Annotated in this window: 17 protein-coding genes; 12 read left to right on the top strand and 5 right to left on the bottom strand. The window is 63.3% G+C overall.

The genetic code is table 11. The annotated features are described in order from the left end of the window. Positions 1 to 398 precede the first annotated feature (398 nt). The 7 genes from FHS92_RS13575 (at position 399) to FHS92_RS13545 (ending at position 4,823) form a co-directional block, all read left to right on the top strand. Positions 399 to 638 carry a hypothetical protein gene (locus FHS92_RS13575; RefSeq protein WP_184081254.1) on the top strand — a complete coding sequence of 80 codons (240 nt, stop codon included), beginning with the start codon at positions 399 to 401 and terminating at the stop codon, positions 636 to 638. Positions 639 to 834: 196 nt separating this feature from the next. Then, the gene (locus FHS92_RS13570) at positions 835 to 1,041 is read left to right on the top strand and encodes a cold-shock protein (RefSeq protein WP_184081253.1); all 207 of its coding nucleotides are present in this window, start codon (positions 835 to 837) and stop codon (positions 1,039 to 1,041) included. A gap of 103 nt (positions 1,042 to 1,144) precedes the next feature. Then, entirely contained in the window at positions 1,145 to 1,333 is a 189-nt protein-coding gene (locus FHS92_RS13565; RefSeq protein WP_184081252.1) for a hypothetical protein, read from the top strand. 43 nt (positions 1,334 to 1,376) lie between these two features. After that, on the top strand, positions 1,377 to 1,700 hold the full coding sequence (locus tag FHS92_RS13560) for a hypothetical protein (RefSeq protein WP_343056736.1): 324 nt from the start codon (positions 1,377 to 1,379) through the stop codon (positions 1,698 to 1,700). A 112-nt stretch (positions 1,701 to 1,812) separates the two neighbouring features. Beyond that, complete coding sequence (sucC, locus tag FHS92_RS13555) at positions 1,813 to 3,012, top strand: ADP-forming succinate--CoA ligase subunit beta (protein ID WP_184081251.1); 1,200 nt, start codon at positions 1,813 to 1,815, stop codon at positions 3,010 to 3,012. Positions 3,013 to 3,147: 135 nt separating this feature from the next. Then, positions 3,148 to 3,897 (top strand): electron transfer flavoprotein subunit beta/FixA family protein, encoded by a 750-nt coding sequence (locus FHS92_RS13550; protein WP_184081250.1) that lies wholly within the window; start codon positions 3,148 to 3,150, stop codon positions 3,895 to 3,897. After that, positions 3,894 to 4,823 (top strand): electron transfer flavoprotein subunit alpha/FixB family protein, encoded by a 930-nt coding sequence (locus FHS92_RS13545; RefSeq protein WP_184081249.1) that lies wholly within the window; start codon positions 3,894 to 3,896, stop codon positions 4,821 to 4,823. Before FHS92_RS13550 ends, FHS92_RS13545 begins: the two co-directional genes overlap by 4 nt. Positions 4,824 to 4,892: 69 nt before the next feature. Here the strand turns inward: FHS92_RS13545 and nhaA are convergent, their stop codons facing one another. Then, the gene (gene nhaA / locus FHS92_RS13540; protein ID WP_184081248.1) at positions 4,893 to 6,152 is read right to left on the bottom strand and encodes a Na+/H+ antiporter NhaA; all 1,260 of its coding nucleotides are present in this window, start codon (positions 6,150 to 6,152) and stop codon (positions 4,893 to 4,895) included. 218 nt (positions 6,153 to 6,370) lie between these two features. Between nhaA and FHS92_RS13535 the strand changes: the two genes are divergently transcribed. From FHS92_RS13535 to FHS92_RS13515, 5 genes are all read left to right on the top strand, one after another. Further along, positions 6,371 to 7,765, top strand: coding sequence for a glycosyl transferase family protein (locus tag FHS92_RS13535; protein WP_184081247.1), 1,395 nt, complete (start codon positions 6,371 to 6,373; stop codon positions 7,763 to 7,765). After that, complete coding sequence (locus tag FHS92_RS13530; protein ID WP_184081246.1) at positions 7,762 to 8,823, top strand: hypothetical protein; 1,062 nt, start codon at positions 7,762 to 7,764, stop codon at positions 8,821 to 8,823. The genes FHS92_RS13535 and FHS92_RS13530 overlap by 4 nt, the downstream gene beginning before the upstream one ends. Positions 8,824 to 8,881: 58 nt before the next feature. Then, positions 8,882 to 9,796, top strand: a complete 915-nt coding sequence (locus FHS92_RS13525; RefSeq protein WP_184081245.1) for a sulfite exporter TauE/SafE family protein — start codon at positions 8,882 to 8,884, stop codon at positions 9,794 to 9,796. Beyond that, positions 9,793 to 10,557, top strand: a complete 765-nt coding sequence (locus FHS92_RS13520) for a TIGR02186 family protein (RefSeq protein WP_184081244.1) — start codon at positions 9,793 to 9,795, stop codon at positions 10,555 to 10,557. Before FHS92_RS13525 ends, FHS92_RS13520 begins: the two co-directional genes overlap by 4 nt. Positions 10,558 to 10,685: 128 nt before the next feature. Beyond that, positions 10,686 to 12,371 (top strand): ATP-binding protein, encoded by a 1,686-nt coding sequence (locus tag FHS92_RS13515; protein WP_184081243.1) that lies wholly within the window; start codon positions 10,686 to 10,688, stop codon positions 12,369 to 12,371. 107 nt (positions 12,372 to 12,478) lie between these two features. Here FHS92_RS13515 and rpoN read toward each other — a convergent pair whose 3' ends face one another. The 4 genes from rpoN to FHS92_RS13495 all read right to left on the bottom strand — a co-directional run bounded on the left by rpoN (position 12,479) and on the right by FHS92_RS13495 (position 16,197). Further along, positions 12,479 to 14,002, bottom strand: coding sequence for an RNA polymerase factor sigma-54 (rpoN, locus tag FHS92_RS13510; RefSeq protein ID WP_184081242.1), 1,524 nt, complete (start codon positions 14,000 to 14,002; stop codon positions 12,479 to 12,481). Positions 14,003 to 14,056: 54 nt separating this feature from the next. Then, on the bottom strand, positions 14,057 to 14,848 hold the full coding sequence (gene lptB, locus FHS92_RS13505) for an LPS export ABC transporter ATP-binding protein (protein WP_184081241.1): 792 nt from the start codon (positions 14,846 to 14,848) through the stop codon (positions 14,057 to 14,059). 162 nt (positions 14,849 to 15,010) lie between these two features. Then, positions 15,011 to 15,550, bottom strand: a complete 540-nt coding sequence (locus FHS92_RS13500) for an LptA/OstA family protein (protein WP_184081240.1) — start codon at positions 15,548 to 15,550, stop codon at positions 15,011 to 15,013. Further along, positions 15,547 to 16,197 (bottom strand): LPS export ABC transporter periplasmic protein LptC, encoded by a 651-nt coding sequence (locus tag FHS92_RS13495; RefSeq protein WP_184081239.1) that lies wholly within the window; start codon positions 16,195 to 16,197, stop codon positions 15,547 to 15,549. Before FHS92_RS13495 ends, FHS92_RS13500 begins: the two co-directional genes overlap by 4 nt. Positions 16,198 to 16,211 lie beyond the last annotated feature (14 nt).

Below are 16,211 nucleotides of genomic sequence, written 5' to 3'. Positions count from 1 at the left end.
TCAGCCGATCTCTCCACAGCCAAGCTTGGCAAGCAAAGCGCCCGTGCAATGGTTCCGCACAGGCGCTTGACTCGATAATCCCCATGTGAGGGGGCACTTTGGCTGGTTGACGCGGAACAAAGGGGGAGACGATTTATCGTCCACGGCGCCCGGATCGCAAACATGCGGTCCGGGCGCTTTCCATTGGGGAATGGCGCCCGCGCTCTATGCGGGGCCATAGCATCACGCATGCGTGCTTTCTGGGCGACAAAAACCTTCCGGTCTGCTAACAGCATTTATCGCGCGCATTCTCACGGCATCGCGCGGCGGGGAGACAATCGGGCTTCCGCCGGCTGATCTGACGGGAATATCATGACATCATCCCCCTGCACCGCCCTACCCCGCGCGGGTGCGCCCGCATGAGCCGCGCGATGAACCTCAAGGCGTCGCCCGATGTCGTCACCGCCACCTGTGCCACCCATAATATCGGCATATCTTCGATCGAGCCGCTGGAATCGGGTGGAACGCGGATCGTTGTGCTTAGCAGCGCGGGCGCGGCCGAACTGCGCCGCAAGATGAAGAGCAGCATCATGGAAGGACCGACAACCCGGTCCGGCCTGTATGTCGCACGGCGTCCGGTGCCTACCAGCCGCTATTAAGTACGGCGTGTCGCCTAATCGGCGGCGCTCATTTGCCACGGCGCGGCAAATAGCCTATAGAGGCGCGGCTATATGTCGCACGCGGCGACGGACGATAGCGCATAAGTGCGCAGAACTCCTTCCAAACGACGCTTCTTACGGCAATACTGTCCCCATGTCGGGGGCGGTATCACGAACTTTTTGAAGGACTATTCTTATGCCTATCGGCACAGTCAAATTTTTCAACGCGGACAAGGGCTATGGCTTTATTGCGCCCGAAGATGGCGGCAATGACGCGTTCGTCCACATCACCGCAGTAGAACAGGCTGGCATGCACACGCTGTCGCAGAACCAGCGCGTGTCCTATGAACTGGCGGAAGACCGTCGCGGCAAGATGGCTGCGGTGAACCTTCAGGCCGCCTGAACGTTATGTGCAGCGGATCCTTGTGATCCGCTGCACACTCTCTGACCGCCTCTCTTCGTTCCGGGGGCCCGGCGTTTCCCTCATCCCCGAAAGGCAGGCTGGCATGAACCACATCGAACATTGCAAAGCGCAGGCTGAAAAGGCGCGAACCGACGCGCAGTCCACGTCGCTCGACAATGTCCGTGACCGTTGCCTCCGCTCCATGGCGGTGTGGCTCGACATGGCTGACCGCGCGGAACGCATCGCGGAGGAACGGGCGCACCGCGAAGCTGGTAAAGTTCCGTTCATGTGAGTTGCGCCATATCACGGTATCCGATTCCCGCAGGGAGCCATCCGTGACAGCACGACACATTTTTCTGACATCGCTGATTGCTCTGCCGCTGCTGCTTTCCGGTTGCGCGAGTCCGGAAGCGCGTGTGCGCACGGGGCTGGTCAATGCCGGTCTGCCCGATCCCCTTGCGGCGTGCATGGCGGGGCGCATGGTCGAACGGCTGAGCCTGACGCAGCTGCGCCGTCTCCAGTCGCTGTCTGGATTGAACAAGGTCGATTATCGCCGTGTGTCGGTCGACGAATATCTCTACCGCATTCGCGCGCTCAAGGATCCAGAAATTCTGAGCGTAACCAGCAAGGCTGCACTGTCCTGCGCCTTACGACTGTGAACGTCTGATGCGGCTTTGCAACTTTGCAAAGTGAAATTGCGAAGCGGCACTTTCACCCCGCTGCGATCTATGCTTTAGACCCGCCAACTTTTCGATGGCAGGAGCCGCAGCAATGAACATCCATGAATATCAGGCGAAAGAACTTCTCGCGAAATTCGGCGCGCCCGTCCCGGCAGGCTTTGCGGCCTTCTCCGTCGATGAAGCCGTCGCCGCGGCGGGCAAGCTGCCCGGGCCGCTGTATGTCGTAAAGGCGCAGATTCACGCCGGTGGACGCGGCAAGGGCAAGTTCAAGGAACTCGGCCCCGACGCGAAGGGAGGTGTACGTCTGGCCAAGAGCGCGGACGAAGTGCGCGCGGCGGCGACCGACATGCTGGGCAACACGCTGGTGACGATCCAGACCGGCGCGGCGGGCAAGCAGGTCAACCGCCTCTACATCACCGACGGCGCGGACATCGCGAGCGAATTCTACCTCGCGCTGCTGGTCGACCGGGGTACGGGCCGCGTTGCGTTTGTCGTGTCGACCGAGGGCGGCATGGACATCGAGGAAGTGGCGCACTCCACTCCCGAAAAGATCCACACCTTTGCGGTCGATCCCGCGACCGGTTTCATGCCCCATCATGGCCGCAGTGTCGCCGCCGCGCTCAACCTGACGGGCGACCTCGCCAAGCAGGCGGCGCAGGTCGCGGGCGCGCTCTACGCCGCGTTCCTGGGCACCGATGCTGCGCAGATCGAAATCAACCCGCTGGCCCTGACCGCCGACAACCAACTGCTGGTGCTCGACGCCAAGGTCGGCTTCGACGGCAACGCGCTGTTCCGCCACAAGGATCTGATGGAACTGCGCGACGAGACCGAGGAAGATCCGGCCGAGCTGGAGGCTTCGAAATACGACCTCGCCTATATCAAGCTCGACGGTGACATCGGCTGTATGGTGAACGGTGCAGGACTCGCCATGGCTACGATGGACATCATCAAGCTGAACGGCATGTTCCCGGCCAACTTCCTCGACGTCGGCGGCGGCGCGACCAAGGAGAAGGTGACGGCGGCGTTCAAGATCATCCTGTCCGATCCGGCGGTAAAGGGCATTCTCGTCAACATCTTCGGCGGCATCATGCGCTGCGACATCATCGCCGACGGCATCGTCGCCGCTGCGAAGGAAGTGAATCTGTCGGTTCCGCTCGTCGTTCGCCTGGAAGGCACCAATGTGCAGCAGGGCAAGGACATTCTGGCCGCTTCGGGTCTGCCGATCGTATCGGCTGATGACCTGGGCGACGCCGCGCAGAAGATCGTCGCACAGGTTAAAGCCGTCGGCTGATTTGCGTCTGTTATAGGTTTAGGCCTGGGATGCCCCTAGGGCATCTCCGGACTATCGCGAGGCTCTTGCATGGTCCGGCGAAAACGCGCATGGCAACCCAAACTCCCCAGGTGAGCGATAACTGGAGGCACTATCATGAAGCTGTTGGTCCCGATAAAGCGGGTGATTGATTACAATGTGAAGCCGCGTGTGAAGGCGGATGGGAGCGGTGTTGATCTTGCGAATGTGAAGATGAGCATGAACCCGTTTGACGAGATTGCGGTGGAAGAAGCGTTGCGGCTGCGCGAGAAGGGCGTGGCGAGCGAGGTCGTCGTGGTCTCGATCGGGCCTGCCAAGGCGCAGGAGACTTTGCGTACGGGTCTCGCGATGGGCGCGGACCGGGCGATCCTGATCCAGACCGATGATGAGGTCGAGCCTTTGGGCGTCGCCAAGCTGCTGGCGAAGGTGCAGGAGGAGGAACAGGCGGGCCTGATCATCCTGGGGAAGCAGGCGATTGACGATGACAGCAACCAGACGGGCCAGATGCTCGCCGCGCTGCTGGGCCGTCCGCAGGGCACGTTTGCAAGCAAGGTCGAAGTGTCGGGCGATGCCGTAGCGGTGACGCGCGAAGTCGATGGCGGGCTCGAGACGGTGAGCCTGACGCTCCCGGCGATCGTGACGACCGACCTGCGCCTCAATGAACCGCGCTATGCTTCGCTGCCCAACATCATGAAGGCGAAGTCGAAGCCGCTGGCGACCAAGACCCCGGCGGATTATGGCGTGGATGTGAGCCCGCGCCTCGCGACGCTGAAGGTTGTCGAGCCGCCCAAGCGCAGTGCAGGCGTCAAGGTCGCCGATGTCGATGAACTGGTCGCCAAGCTGAAAGCCATGGGAGTAGCCGCATGAAGACGCTCGTTTGGGTCGAACATGACAATGCGTCGGTGAAGGACGCAACGCTCGCTGCCGTGACGGCCGCGAGCAAGCTGGGCGAAGTGCATCTGCTGGTCGCGGGCAAGGGCTGCGCGGGCGTCGCCGACGAAGCCGCGAAGATCGCGGGCGTGGGCAAGGTGCATCTGGCCGACGACGCGGCGTATGAACATGCGCTCGCTGAGAATGTGGCGCCGCTGATCGTGGAGCTGATGAGCCATCACGACGCGTTCATCGCGCCCGCCACTTCGCACGGCAAGAACATCGCGCCGCGCGTCGCTGCGCTCTTGGACGTGATGCAGATCTCCGACATCCTGTCGGTCGAGAGCGAGGACACGTTCACGCGGCCCACTTATGCGGGCAACGCGATCGCGACGGTCCAGTCGAAGGATGCCAAGAAGGTCATCACCGTGCGCGGCACGGCGTTCGACAAGGCGGCGACATCCGGCGGCAGCGGCAGTGTCGAGGCGGTCTCGTCCACCGGCGAAGCGGGTACGTCGCGCTTTGTCGGCGCGGAGATCGTCAAGCTCGAGCGTCCGGAACTCACCAGCGCAAAGATCATCGTGTCGGGCGGCCGGGCGTTGAAGGACGCCGAGACGTTCCAGAGCACGATCTATCCGCTCGCTGACAAGCTCGGCGCGGCCGTGGGCGCGAGCCGCGCGGCGGTCGATGCGGGCTACGCCCCGAACGACTATCAGGTCGGGCAGACCGGCAAGATCGTCGCTCCGGAAGTTTATGTCGCGGTCGGCATCTCGGGCGCGATCCAGCACCTGGCTGGCATGAAGGACTCCAAGACCATCATCGCCATCAACAAGGACGAGGACGCCCCCATCTTCCAGGTCGCCGACATCGGCCTGGTCGGGGATCTGTTCAAGATCGTGCCGGAACTCACCGAAAAACTCTGATCCGCCAGAGCCAGATCCTATCACAAGCCCCGGCGCGCAACCCTGCGTGTCGGGGCTTTGTTGTGACATCTAACCCGCCACGTCCCCGTCGGCATCAATCTCGCCCGCCAGTGCCGCCTCAATCGCGGCATGATCGGGGTGAGGGCGCGCAAGGCGAAGCACGGTAAAGCCCAGCAGCGCGGCCACGGCCGATCCCATAAGAATCCCGATTTTCGCGTCCTCGACCATCAACGGCGCGGCGGGAAAGGCGAGCGCGCCGATGAACAGGCTCATCGTAAAGCCGATACCGCACAGCAGAGACAGGCCGTAGACCTGCGTCCAGGTCGCGCCGCGCGGCATGGCGCCAAAGCCGGTACGTACGCACAGCCAGATGCTCGCGAAGATGCCGATCTGCTTGCCCAGCACCAGACCAGCGGCAATACCGAGCGGCAGGGGCGCCACGACCGCTCCCCACCCGATCCCTGACAGGCTGACGCCGGAATTGGCAAAGCCGAACAGCGGCACGATCAGAAACGCGCTCCACGGGTGGAGCGCATGTTCCAGCCGGTGCAAGGGGCTGTCGACCGCATCAGGCGCGCCTGGTGTGCGGGTGATCGGGATCATCGTCGCCGCAAGGACCCCCGCAATCGTGGCATGCACCCCCGACAGCAGCACCGCATACCACAGCACAGCTGCCGCCAGCAGATAGGGCGTCAGCGCCTTGACCCCGGCCCTGTTCATCGCGGCCATAACGGCGAGAATCGCCGCCGCGCAGCCGAGCGCAACCATATTGAGGTCAGCGGTATAAACGAACGCTATGATGGCGACCGCGCCCATGTCATCGACAATCGCAATGGTCGTGAGCAGCAGTTTAAGCGAAGTCGGTGCGCGGGATCCGAGCAGAGCCAGTACACCCAGCGCGAAGGCGATATCGGTTGCGGCCGGGATCGCCCAGCCACGCAGCAGCTCGGTCTGTCCCCCCGTAACCAGCAAATAGACGAGCGCGGGCACCGCCATTCCGGCAGCCGCCGCAACGAATGGCAGACGCCGCCCCTTCCAGGTCGCCAGTCGGCCGTCGACAAATTCCCGCTTGATTTCCAGTCCGACGACAAGGAAAAAAATCGCCATCAGCCCGTCGTTGATCCACAGATGCACAGTCATCGGCCCGAGCTTCGGCGTCAGTTCCGGTCCGGTCGTGGCGTGGACGAGATGATGATACCAGTCCGCGCTTCCCGCCGTGGCGTTGGCGAGCAGCATGGCGAGGACCGCCGCGAGGATCAGGAGGACGCCACTCGCCGCCTCGCTCCGCAGAAAGGCGCGCAGCAGCGATGGACGTTCGGGCGATGTCATCAATACAAATCCCTGTCAGATGGAGTGCCCGTTACAGTGTAGAGCGGCGGGAAGCCGTGGCAAGGTTACCGCATCCATAAAGCCTCCAAAAGGGATGCAATCGATACAATAATTCTGGTAATTTCTAATCGATCGCTTATCCATTCAACAAGCCCGGCATGGCCGGGACAGTGGAACGCTGATGGCACGACGGGGGAAGGGCCATTACGACGGGGGGAATGGGCTTTCACTGGGTGGAAGTCGTGCAGCATGAATGTCTGCTTTTTGCGGTCGCGGGCCTGCTGATCGGCGGGATCGACGATCTGACGTTCGATCTGCTGTTTCTGGCCCGATGGGGATGGCGCAGACTGTTCGTCTACAGCCGACATGAACGCATGACCGCCTCCACCCTGCCCGCTTCCGTTGCGCCTGGGCGGATGGCGGTATTCGTCCCCGCATGGAACGAGGCGGCGGTCATCGGTGCCATGCTGACGCGCGCCTGCGGGCTCTGGACCGAGCAACAATGCCGGATCTTCGTGGGCACCTATCCCAACGACGCGGATACCATCGCGGCTGTCGCTTCGGTCGCACGCAACTACGCACATGTGCATCTGGTCATCGTCCCGGTTGACGGACCGACGACTAAAGCGGACTGCCTCAACCGGCTGTGGCACGCGATGGTGCGCGAAGAAAACGCCACTGGCACACGGTTCAAGGCCGTGGTGCTGCACGACGCGGAAGATGTCGTCCACCGGGACGAACCGCGACTGTTCGACACCATGATCGACCGCTTTGCGATGGTCCAACTGCCGGTCCGCCCACTGATAAGTCAGCAATCCCAATGGATTGCGGGCCATTATGCAGATGAATTCGCAGAATCACATGGCAAAACGCTGCGGACACGCGAAGCTTTGGGAGCCAGCGTGCCATCGGCGGGGGTAGGCTGCGCGTTCGACCGCGATGTTCTGGGCGAACTTGCGGCAACGCGAGGCGGCGATCCGTTCGATCCCCAATCGCTTACCGAGGATTACGAGATCGGCCTGCGCATGGCCGAAGCCGGACGCAGGACGGCGTTTATCGCCATGCGCGACGCAGACGGTGTGCTGATCTGCACGCAAGAGCACTTCCCGGAGACAATCCGCGAGGCAGTGCAGCAGAAGTCGCGCTGGTTCGCCGGGATCGCACTCGCGGGCTGGGACCGGATGGGCTGGGCGGGATCGTGGCGCGAGCGCTGGATGCGGCTGCATGACCGCCGGGCGGTGTTCTCGGCTCTGGTTCTGCTTGCGGCCTATGGCGCGACCATCGGCTATGGGTTGATGCTGATCGGCGCGTGGACCGGGGTCTTCGTGCCCGAACCGCTGTCACCGACACTGGCCTTGGCCATGGAGTGCACCGCTGGTCTGATGCTCTGGCGGCTGGCGATGCGCTTTGCCTTCTCAACCCGCGCATATGGATGGCGACAGGGACTGCTGGCGATACCGCGTTCGGTGATCGCGAATGTCATCGCCATGCTTGCGGCTCGGCGGGCGGTGTGGATCTACGTCCGCCAATGGCGCGGAGGCGCGGTCGTCTGGGACAAGACCACGCACCGCTTTCCCCATGGTGGAGATCATCCGCCGCACGCTGCCGCGTGAGCACCGCAGGATCGTTGCGCGGACGTCCGCTGCGGTTCCTGCTGGCTGCGCTGGCGTTATGGGCCGGGGCGCGGATCATGATGGTGACGCGCGATGCAGGCCAGCCTCTTGCTCCGGAAATGACCACGGCGAGGGTAGATGTCCCAAAAGCACCCACCCTACTACGGCACGTTGGCGGTCCACCCTCCGGCGTCGCGACGACAACAATCCCACGGCGCGCCCCGACACCCGGGGTCAGCCGCTCCGTCCCGTTCGCCTCACGCATTTCCGGCTTAGCTTGGCAGGGCAGAGCCGTTGCTCCGCCGCTTCTGGTTCGCTCGGCGGAACCGGACGCGGACCTCGCCGGAGAGAGGGCGCAGACGGATACACCCTGGCCGCCATCCACCTCTGCCCCGCCCCGCCCTACCCGATCACCGTCTCCGAACGGACGAAACGATTGGCGGGCCGGGTTCTGGTTGCTGTGGCGGGACCATGGACGCGGCCCTGCCCTCGCCAATGCCGGACAATTGGGAGGGTCGCAGGCGGGGCTGCGGCTCGACCGGTCACTGAGGCGTCCGATCGACGCATATGTACGCCTGTCCGCCGCGATCGACCGGCCGCATGCGCCAGAAGCGGCGCTGGGGCTGAACTGGCAGGCGATCGGCGGCCAAATACCGGTACGCGTCGGCATGGAACGCCGCGTCGCACTCGGCCAAGGTGCGCGTGACGCCTTTGCGCTGGTGAGTGTCACAGGCTTCGGGCCATCCCGTGTCACTGGCGGCCTCGATATCGAAGGCTATGGACAGGCGGGCTTTGTCGGACTGAACAGCCGCGACGCCTTCGGCGACGGACGAATCGCGCTGTCCCACCCGCTCGTATCGGACGGGATGTCCATCGGGTTGAGCGCGTCAGGCGGGTTTCAGCCGGGCGTGCGGAGGCTCGACATCGGACCGCGCCTCGACCTGCGCGTGCCGGTGGGCGCGATGCGCCCGCGCCTGTCGGTCGAGTGGCGCGAACGGATCGGCGGGAACGCGCGCCCGGGATCTGGACTCGCCATCACGATCGGGGGCGATTTTTAGGAGCGCGAAACGCCAAAGCGGCTTACGTCCCCGCCATTTTGCCATATAGGAAGCAGAGATGGACCTCTATCTTCCCATAGCCAATCTGTCGGTCAATATTTTCGTGATCGTCGGGCTGGGTGGTCTGGTCGGGCTGCTGTCCGGCATGTTCGGCGTGGGCGGAGGGTTCCTGACCACGCCGCTGCTCATCTTCTATGGCATACCGCCCACTGTCGCCGCCGCATCCGCCGCAACCCAGGTAACGGGGGCGAGCGTGTCCGGCGTGATCGATCATCTTTCGCGCGACACAGTGGATGTGCGGATGGGCGCGGTGCTGGTCGGGGGCGGTGTCGTCGGCGCTGTGTTTGGCGCGGGAATATTCAGCCTGCTCCAGGCCGCCGGACAGATGGATACGGTGATCGCCATCCTCTATGTCGTGCTGCTGGGGTCGATCGGCCTGTTGATGGCGTATGAATCGGTCCACAGCATCGTCGCCATGCGCACCGGGCAGCGCCCGCCGGCCCGCAAGCGCCGCCACCACCCGCTGGTCGCGGCGTTGCCGTTCCGCTGGCGCTTTTACAAATCGGGCCTCTACATCTCGCCTCTCGCGCCGTTTCTGCTGGGAATCGCCACTGGCGTGCTGACGATGCTGCTGGGCGTGGGCGGCGGGTTCATCATGGTCCCGGCGATGCTTTATCTGCTCGGCATGACGACGCAGGTCGTGGTGGGCACGTCGCTGTTCCAGATCCTGTTCGTCACGATGGCATCGACGCTGGTCCACAGCCTGACGACCAAGGCGGTCGATCTCGTGCTGGCGATGCTGTTGCTGCTGGGCAGCGTCACCGGCGCGCAGATCGGCACGCGCCTGTCGCGCAAGATCCGCCCGGAATATCTACGCATCGGCCTCGCGTTCGTGGTGCTGGTCGTGGCGATCCGCATGGCGCTGGGGCTGGGCTGGCGGCCGGACGAAATCTACACTCTGGACGTGCGATGAAACGGTGGCTGCGGTTCATCGGCCTGCCGCTGGTGGCATGGGCGAGTGGCGGTGCGAGCCTACCGACGCTGGTGCCCGACGTTTCACAGCGCGAGGTCGAGATCCAGTATAGTTTCAAGGGCGCGGAACTGCTCCTGTTCGGCGCGATCGTCTACCCCGACGGGGTGGTGCCCAAGAAAGCTCCCGATATCGTCGTGGTCCTCAAGGGCCCCGAACAGGCGACGGTCATGCGGGAGAAGCAGAAGATCGCAGGCATCTGGGTCAATGCCGAGACGATGCGCTTCCAGTCGACGCCGAGTTTCTATGCGATCGCCAGTTCACGCTCGCTCGACCATCTGACGGATGCACGGACCGCCGCCATTTACGAACTGGGGATCAACAACATCCAGCTTTCTCCTGCGTCCTTCGACAATCTGGAGCAAATTCCCCGGTTCGAGCGCGGGCTGATCGACCTCCAGACACGGCGCGGGCTGTTCGTCGAGAAGCAGGGAACGGTCGAAATTACCGGAGGCGTGCTGTATCGCGCGCGCTTGCCGCTGTCCGCACGGGCCATCGTCGGCAACTACACGGCCGAGACCTTTCTGATCCAGGACGGGCGCGTGGTCGCAGCCGCCATCCGCGACATTGTCGTGCGCAAATCCGGGTTCGAACGGTTCATGGCCTTCGCGGCACAGCAATATTCGTTCTTCTATGGCATGGCCGCGATCTTCGTTGCGGTGGCCATGGGCTGGATCGCCGGGACCATCGGTCGACGGGTGTGACGCTAGACGCCTTTCTCGTAACTCTCTGCCCCTCTTTGCCGCGTAAAAGCCTTGTTTACCTTGGTCGCGTAGACTGACCGCCAGATGCGTATGTTTATCCGGCAGATTGTCGGCATATGGGGCGAAGTATGAACGACATGACTGGATTTTCGAATTTTTCGGAAGGGATGCAGACGACGCATACCGCCGCACCAGCAACCGCGCCGCGGGATGCGAGCATGGAGGCGATCGGTGCGGTGTTCCAGATCAGTGGGTCGAGTTCGCAGATCCTGATCGACATGGAGCATATCGAAGCGCTCGCCAACCATGACGATCCGTGTATCGCAATGGTCGGCCAGGTCGGCAGCCAGGTGAAGATGCGCCTGGGCGCAATGTGGGTGATCGCCAATGTCCGCTCCATGGTGGTCGACCGGCGCAATCCCACACATATCGTTGCCGATGTCGATTTTCTGGGCGAAGGGCATGAGGATTTCGGGACAGGCACAATCTCCGGCTTCCGCCGCGGCGTGACACGCTATCCGACACCGGGTTCGCCAATCTACCCGGTTTCGAGCGAAGACATGCGCCGCATCTACGCCGCCGACGACCGCGCGCATGTACAGATCGGTACGGTCTATCCCACGCGTGACACCCGCGCAGCGCTGTATGTTGATGCGCTGCTCGGCAAGCATTTCGCGCTGCTCGGCTCGACCGGCACCGGTAAATCGACGTCGGCCGCGCTGATCCTGCACCGCATCTGCGACCTGTCCCCGCGCGGCCACATCGTCATGATTGACCCGCATGGCGAATATTCGGCCGCCTTCGAGGACAATGGCGCGATCTATGACGTCAACAATCTGGCGCTGCCTTACTGGCTGATGAATTTTGAGGAACATTGCGAGGTGTTCGTGACGTCGGAAGGATCCGACCGGACGCAGGACAGCGATATTCTCGCCAAGTGCATTTTGGCGGCGCGTTCGCGCAACAGGCTAGCAGAGGGCATGGCACGGCTGACCGTGGATTCGCCCGTGCCTTATCTGCTGTCCGACCTCACCGCCATTCTTTCCAACGAGATGGGCAAGCTCGACAAGGGCACGACCTCCCTCCCCTATATGCGCCTCAAGACCCGTATCGAGGAAGTGAAGGCCGACCCCCGTTACAGCTTCATGTTTTCCGGCATGCTGGTGGCCGATTCGATGCAGGACTTCATCGCGAAGATCTTCCGTCTGCCCGCCAATGGCCGCCCGATCTCGATCATCGACGTTTCCGCCATGCCGTCCGAGATTACCTCGGTCGTGGTATCGGTGCTCTCGCGATTGGTGTTCGACTACGCCATCTGGGCGCGCACGGAACCCAAGCGACCGATCCTCCTCGTCTGCGAGGAAGCGCATCGCTATATTCCCAACAGCACGAGCGGCGCGGGGCAATCGGTCCGCAAGATCCTGGAGCGCATCGCCAAGGAAGGCCGTAAATATGGCGTTTCCCTAGGCCTGATCACGCAGCGGCCGTCCGATCTGGCCGAAGGTGTGCTGTCGCAGTGCGGCACGATCATCTCGATGCGCCTCAACAACGACCGAGACCAGCAGTTCGTCAAGGCCGCCATGCCGGAAGGCGCGCGCGGGTTTCTTGATTCCATCCCGGCCTTGCGCAACCGCGAATGCATCATCTGCGGCGAAGGCGTGTCGATCCCGATCCGCGTGTCGCTCGACAATCTGGAAGAACATCGTCGCCCGGCCTCCAGTGACCCGAGCTTCTCCAAGCTGTGGCAGGAGTCCGGCGGCGAGGACGAGATACTGGAGCGCACGATCACGCGCTGGAGAAACCAAGGGCGTTAGGGGCATACGGCAGCATCCGTTCGCCCTGAGTAGGGACTGAGCTAGGCGAAGCCCCGTATCAAATGGTGCTTCGGTACGCACGAACGGTGAGGGTGAAGGGCGTCCCCCTACCCCGCCAGCGCCTTCTGACGGCGACGCTGCACGCTCGAACCGATCCCCAGCGCCTCGCGATATTTGGCGACCGTGCGGCGCGCGATGTCGAACCCATCCTTACGGAGCATGTCGACGAGCGTGTCGTCCGAGAGGATAGCCGCAGGGTCTTCCATGCCGATCAGCGCCTTGATGCGGCTCTTTACAGCCTCGGCCGACACGGCCTCACCCCCGGCTGCGGACGCGATGCCGCTGGTGAAGAAGAATTTCAACTCATAGACGCCACGCGCGCAGGACAGATATTTGTTGCTGGTGACGCGGCTGATGGTCGATTCGTGCATGCCGATGGCATCGGCGACCGTGCGCAACGTCAACGGCTTGAGATGCGCGACCCCGTGGCGGAAGAATTCCTCTTGCTGCTTCACGATCTCGGCAGCGACGCGGACGATCGTTTTCTGCCGCTGGTCGAGCGCCTTGAGCAGCCAGTTGGCGCTGGCGAGGCAGTCGGAAATCCACGCCTTCGACGTCTTGTCCTGTGCGCCGCTGCTGAGTTCGAGATAATAGTTTCGGTTGATGAGCACGCGCGGCAGGGTGGCGGCGTTGATCTCGATCGACCAGCCGTCGGCGGTCTGCGCGATGAAGAGGTCGGGGATAACCGCCTGCATATTATGGTGGGCGAAACGCAGGCCAGGCTTGGGGTCGTAAGCGCGCAGCTCACGAATCATATCGGCCATGTCTTCCTCATCCACACCGCAGATCCGGCGCAGCTGCGGAAGCGCGCCGCGCGCGAGGAGATCGAGATTGTCGATCAGCGCTGCCATGGCAGGATCATAGCGATCGGCTTCGCGTGCCTGCAGCGCCAGGCATTCGGCAAGCGAGCGGGCGCCCACACCGATGGGGTCGAAGCTCTGAATAACCGCAAGCACCGCCTCCACCTCCCGACGAGAGGTGTTAAGGGCGTAGGCAAGCGCGAGCAGGTCGGCTTCCAGATAGCCTGCCTCATCGATCTGGCCGATGAGCTGCCCTGCAATCAGCAGCGAGGTGCCGGAAAAGTGTAGCCGCGCCTGATCCATCAGGTGCTCGTAGAGGCCAACATCTTCCCCCGCGAAGCTGTCAAAATCCGCGCCATCATTGCCGAAGCCCGGCGTGTCATAGGAACCGGCAAGCGACGGACCGCCAGCGCCGTCATCTCCTCGCCGAGTGTCCGCGGCGCGATCGCCCGGACCATCTGAGATGAACGTTTCGGCGGCGTAGTCAACGTCGAGCGGATTGTCGGCGGCTGGGCCGTCCTGCCCCATCAGTCTGTCGCTGGGCGTGTCGGCGGAGAGGGGCGCCGCGTCTGGCCGCGCCGGCGCATCGTCGGCGGAGGCGGCATCCGGCCCGCGTGCCAGTTCGAGCAAGGGGTTGCGTTCCAGTTCCCCTGCGAGAAACGCTTCCACCTCAATATTCGACAGCGCGAGCAGACGAATTGCCTGCTGCAGCTGAGGCGTCATGACCAGGGACTGGCTCTGACGCAGATCGAGGCGTGGGCCGAGCGCCATCAGAGCGCGTCCCCTGCGTACGGCGCGGGACAGGAGGACGTCCGCGCCATCATCTCACAGAGAGAAGCTCTCGCCGAGATAGAGGCGGCGGACCTCGGCATTGGCAACCAGTTCCGTCGGGCTACCCGCGAAGAGCACTTTGCCGTCGTAAATGATACAAGCGCGATCGACGATTTCCAGCGTTTCGCGAACGTTATGATCGGTGATGAGCACGCCGATGCCACGCGTGCTCAATTGCTTCACGAGATCGCGGATGTCGGCGATCGAGAGCGGATCGATGCCCGCGAACGGCTCGTCGAGGAGAACGATCGAAGGATTCGCGGCGAGCGCGCGGGCGATTTCACAGCGGCGACGTTCACCCCCCGACAGCGTCATGGCAGACGAATCGCGCAGTCGGGCGAGTCCAAATTCCCCCAGCAACTGCTCCAGCCGCTCGGATCGCGCGGCGGCATCCGGCTCGGCCAGTTCCAGCACAGCGCTGATATTCTGCGCAACCGTCATGCCGCGAAAGATCGAGGTTTCCTGCGGCAGATAGCCCAGGCCCAGAATGGCCCGGCGGTACATGGGGAGGCTGGTGATGTCTTGGCCGTCGAGCGTAATCCGTCCGCTGTCGGGGCGGACTAGGCCCATGATCGAATAGAAACAGGTTGTCTTGCCCGCCCCGTTCGGGCCGAGCAGACCGACAACCTCACCCTTCCCCACGGTCAGCGACACGTCGGTGATGACCGGACGGCGGTCATAGGTCTTGGCAAGCGAGACGACTTCGAGGCCGCCGAGAACCTCCGCCGCGTTGTGGTGCGCCGCGCGTTCCGCTACCGACCTGTCCATCAGCGCAATGTCATCCATAACCGATCCTTGCTGGTCCCTGCCTTAGGGTCCCGTGGTTAATTAAAACTGAAAAACGGAGCACGCACGCCCATTTGGCAAGATTCCTGCATGGAGGGAAGCCCTCCCGCGCAGCGCGTGCCAAATCCTTCCGAAAAAACGGTCGCTTGAGCGGCTTTTGGCTTACTTGGATTCGCGTTGCGGCACGGTGAACGTGCCCGACACACGGCCGCCGCTCGACGTGGTGGTGCCACCCGCCCCTGCGGCCGCGCGGCCGTCAACAGTGGAGCGCCCGGTGTTGAGATCCATCGTCAGCCGCCCGCCCGTCAAGCGGTTGCCCTGCTGCATCAGCTCGACATTGCCGAGCAGCGTTATGATCTTCGCATTGAGGTCGTAGATCGCCACATCGCCACGCGCGGTATCGCCCTGGCGAACGATGCGGACGTTACCGGCCGCGTCGATCCGGTCGATCTGGATGCCGCCCGCGTTGCGATAGGCGACGGTCATGCGCGTCGAATCGAGCGTCAGGTCTGCCTGTGTCACATGCACATTGCCCGATACCAGCACGCGGTCGGCACGGTCCTGCACCTCGATCCGGTCGGCGGAAAAATTGACCGGCGCGTTACTGTCATGCCCGCGCATCAGCTGCGCCTGTGCGGTCACGCCAAGCGCCGTCAGCGTAAGGGCAGCGGAACCAAGGGCAAGAAGCAGGGAAGATTTCATCGTGTACGCCCTTTGATGGCATTTTGATCGATACGCAAGCGGGCATGGCCGGTAAGCTCCACCGTGCGCGCGCCCAGATCGGCCTTCAATTGATCGGCGTCAAAGGTGCCGATCGGCATGCGCCCATCGACACGGCCAGCGCTCTGCATCCGGCGGGTGCGCAGATCGATGCCCACATCGCGCGTGGTCAACCGATAGCCGCCCGCCGACTGGAACTGGACGGGGCCGACGATACCGACACGCTCATTGTCCAGATTGTAACGCCCGTTCCGCGCGTTGAGCAGTGCCGGACCGTCCGCCATGAGGATTCGCGCTGAGAGATCGCGCAACTCGACAATCGGCTCGCGAGAGGTTTTCTGCACCGCCGATCCCGCCCGCAGCGAGAAGGGACGACCCTTGCTGTCCTCGCCCCGATAAAGCGCTTCCTGCACGCGCATGCGTTCACCGGCCACATCGACGTCGTTCTTGTCGAGCACAAAGCTGACTTCGCTCTGCATCACGAAAGGCGCAAAGGCGAGCGCCGCCAGCACCACGCCCACGGCGATAGGCAGCACGGTCTTGAGCAAACCGACCACCCGGTCGTGCACGCCCCCCGGCGCCGCCCAGTGTTGGCGCGCGGTACGCTGGCTGTCGGCCTTGAGGGACATGGGTGCGCGCTTAT

Origin of the sequence: Sphingobium subterraneum, assembly GCF_014199435.1 — a bacterium.
In the GTDB taxonomy this organism is placed as follows: domain Bacteria; phylum Pseudomonadota; class Alphaproteobacteria; order Sphingomonadales; family Sphingomonadaceae; genus Sphingobium; species Sphingobium subterraneum.
The sequence above is the reverse complement of the archived record's forward strand: the minus strand, read 5'-3'. Positions and strand labels throughout refer to the sequence as shown.

Bases quoted from the DNA above. Each gene is read 5' to 3' on its own strand.
- FHS92_RS13525 (WP_184081245.1), top strand. From the start codon at position 8,882: ATGGACCTCTATCTTCCCATAGCCAATCTGTCGGTCAATATTTTCGTG.
- FHS92_RS13570 (WP_184081253.1), top strand. From the start codon at position 835: ATGCCTATCGGCACAGTCAAATTTTTCAACGCGGACAAGGGCTATGGC.
- FHS92_RS13565 (WP_184081252.1), top strand. From the start codon at position 1,145: ATGAACCACATCGAACATTGCAAAGCGCAGGCTGAAAAGGCGCGAACC.
- rpoN (WP_184081242.1), bottom strand. From the start codon at position 14,002: ATGGCGCTCGGCCCACGCCTCGATCTGCGTCAGAGCCAGTCCCTGGTC.
- FHS92_RS13545 (WP_184081249.1), top strand. From the start codon at position 3,894: ATGAAGACGCTCGTTTGGGTCGAACATGACAATGCGTCGGTGAAGGAC.
- FHS92_RS13500 (WP_184081240.1), bottom strand. From the start codon at position 15,550: ATGAAATCTTCCCTGCTTCTTGCCCTTGGTTCCGCTGCCCTTACGCTG.
- sucC (WP_184081251.1), top strand. From the start codon at position 1,813: ATGAACATCCATGAATATCAGGCGAAAGAACTTCTCGCGAAATTCGGC.
- FHS92_RS13535 (WP_184081247.1), top strand. From the start codon at position 6,371: ATGGGCTTTCACTGGGTGGAAGTCGTGCAGCATGAATGTCTGCTTTTT.
- FHS92_RS13520 (WP_184081244.1), top strand. From the start codon at position 9,793: ATGAAACGGTGGCTGCGGTTCATCGGCCTGCCGCTGGTGGCATGGGCG.
- nhaA (WP_184081248.1), bottom strand. From the start codon at position 6,152: ATGACATCGCCCGAACGTCCATCGCTGCTGCGCGCCTTTCTGCGGAGC.
- lptB (WP_184081241.1), bottom strand. From the start codon at position 14,848: ATGGATGACATTGCGCTGATGGACAGGTCGGTAGCGGAACGCGCGGCG.
- FHS92_RS13495 (WP_184081239.1), bottom strand. From the start codon at position 16,197: ATGTCCCTCAAGGCCGACAGCCAGCGTACCGCGCGCCAACACTGGGCG.
- FHS92_RS13550 (WP_184081250.1), top strand. From the start codon at position 3,148: ATGAAGCTGTTGGTCCCGATAAAGCGGGTGATTGATTACAATGTGAAG.
- FHS92_RS13515 (WP_184081243.1), top strand. From the start codon at position 10,686: ATGAACGACATGACTGGATTTTCGAATTTTTCGGAAGGGATGCAGACG.
- FHS92_RS13575 (WP_184081254.1), top strand. From the start codon at position 399: ATGAGCCGCGCGATGAACCTCAAGGCGTCGCCCGATGTCGTCACCGCC.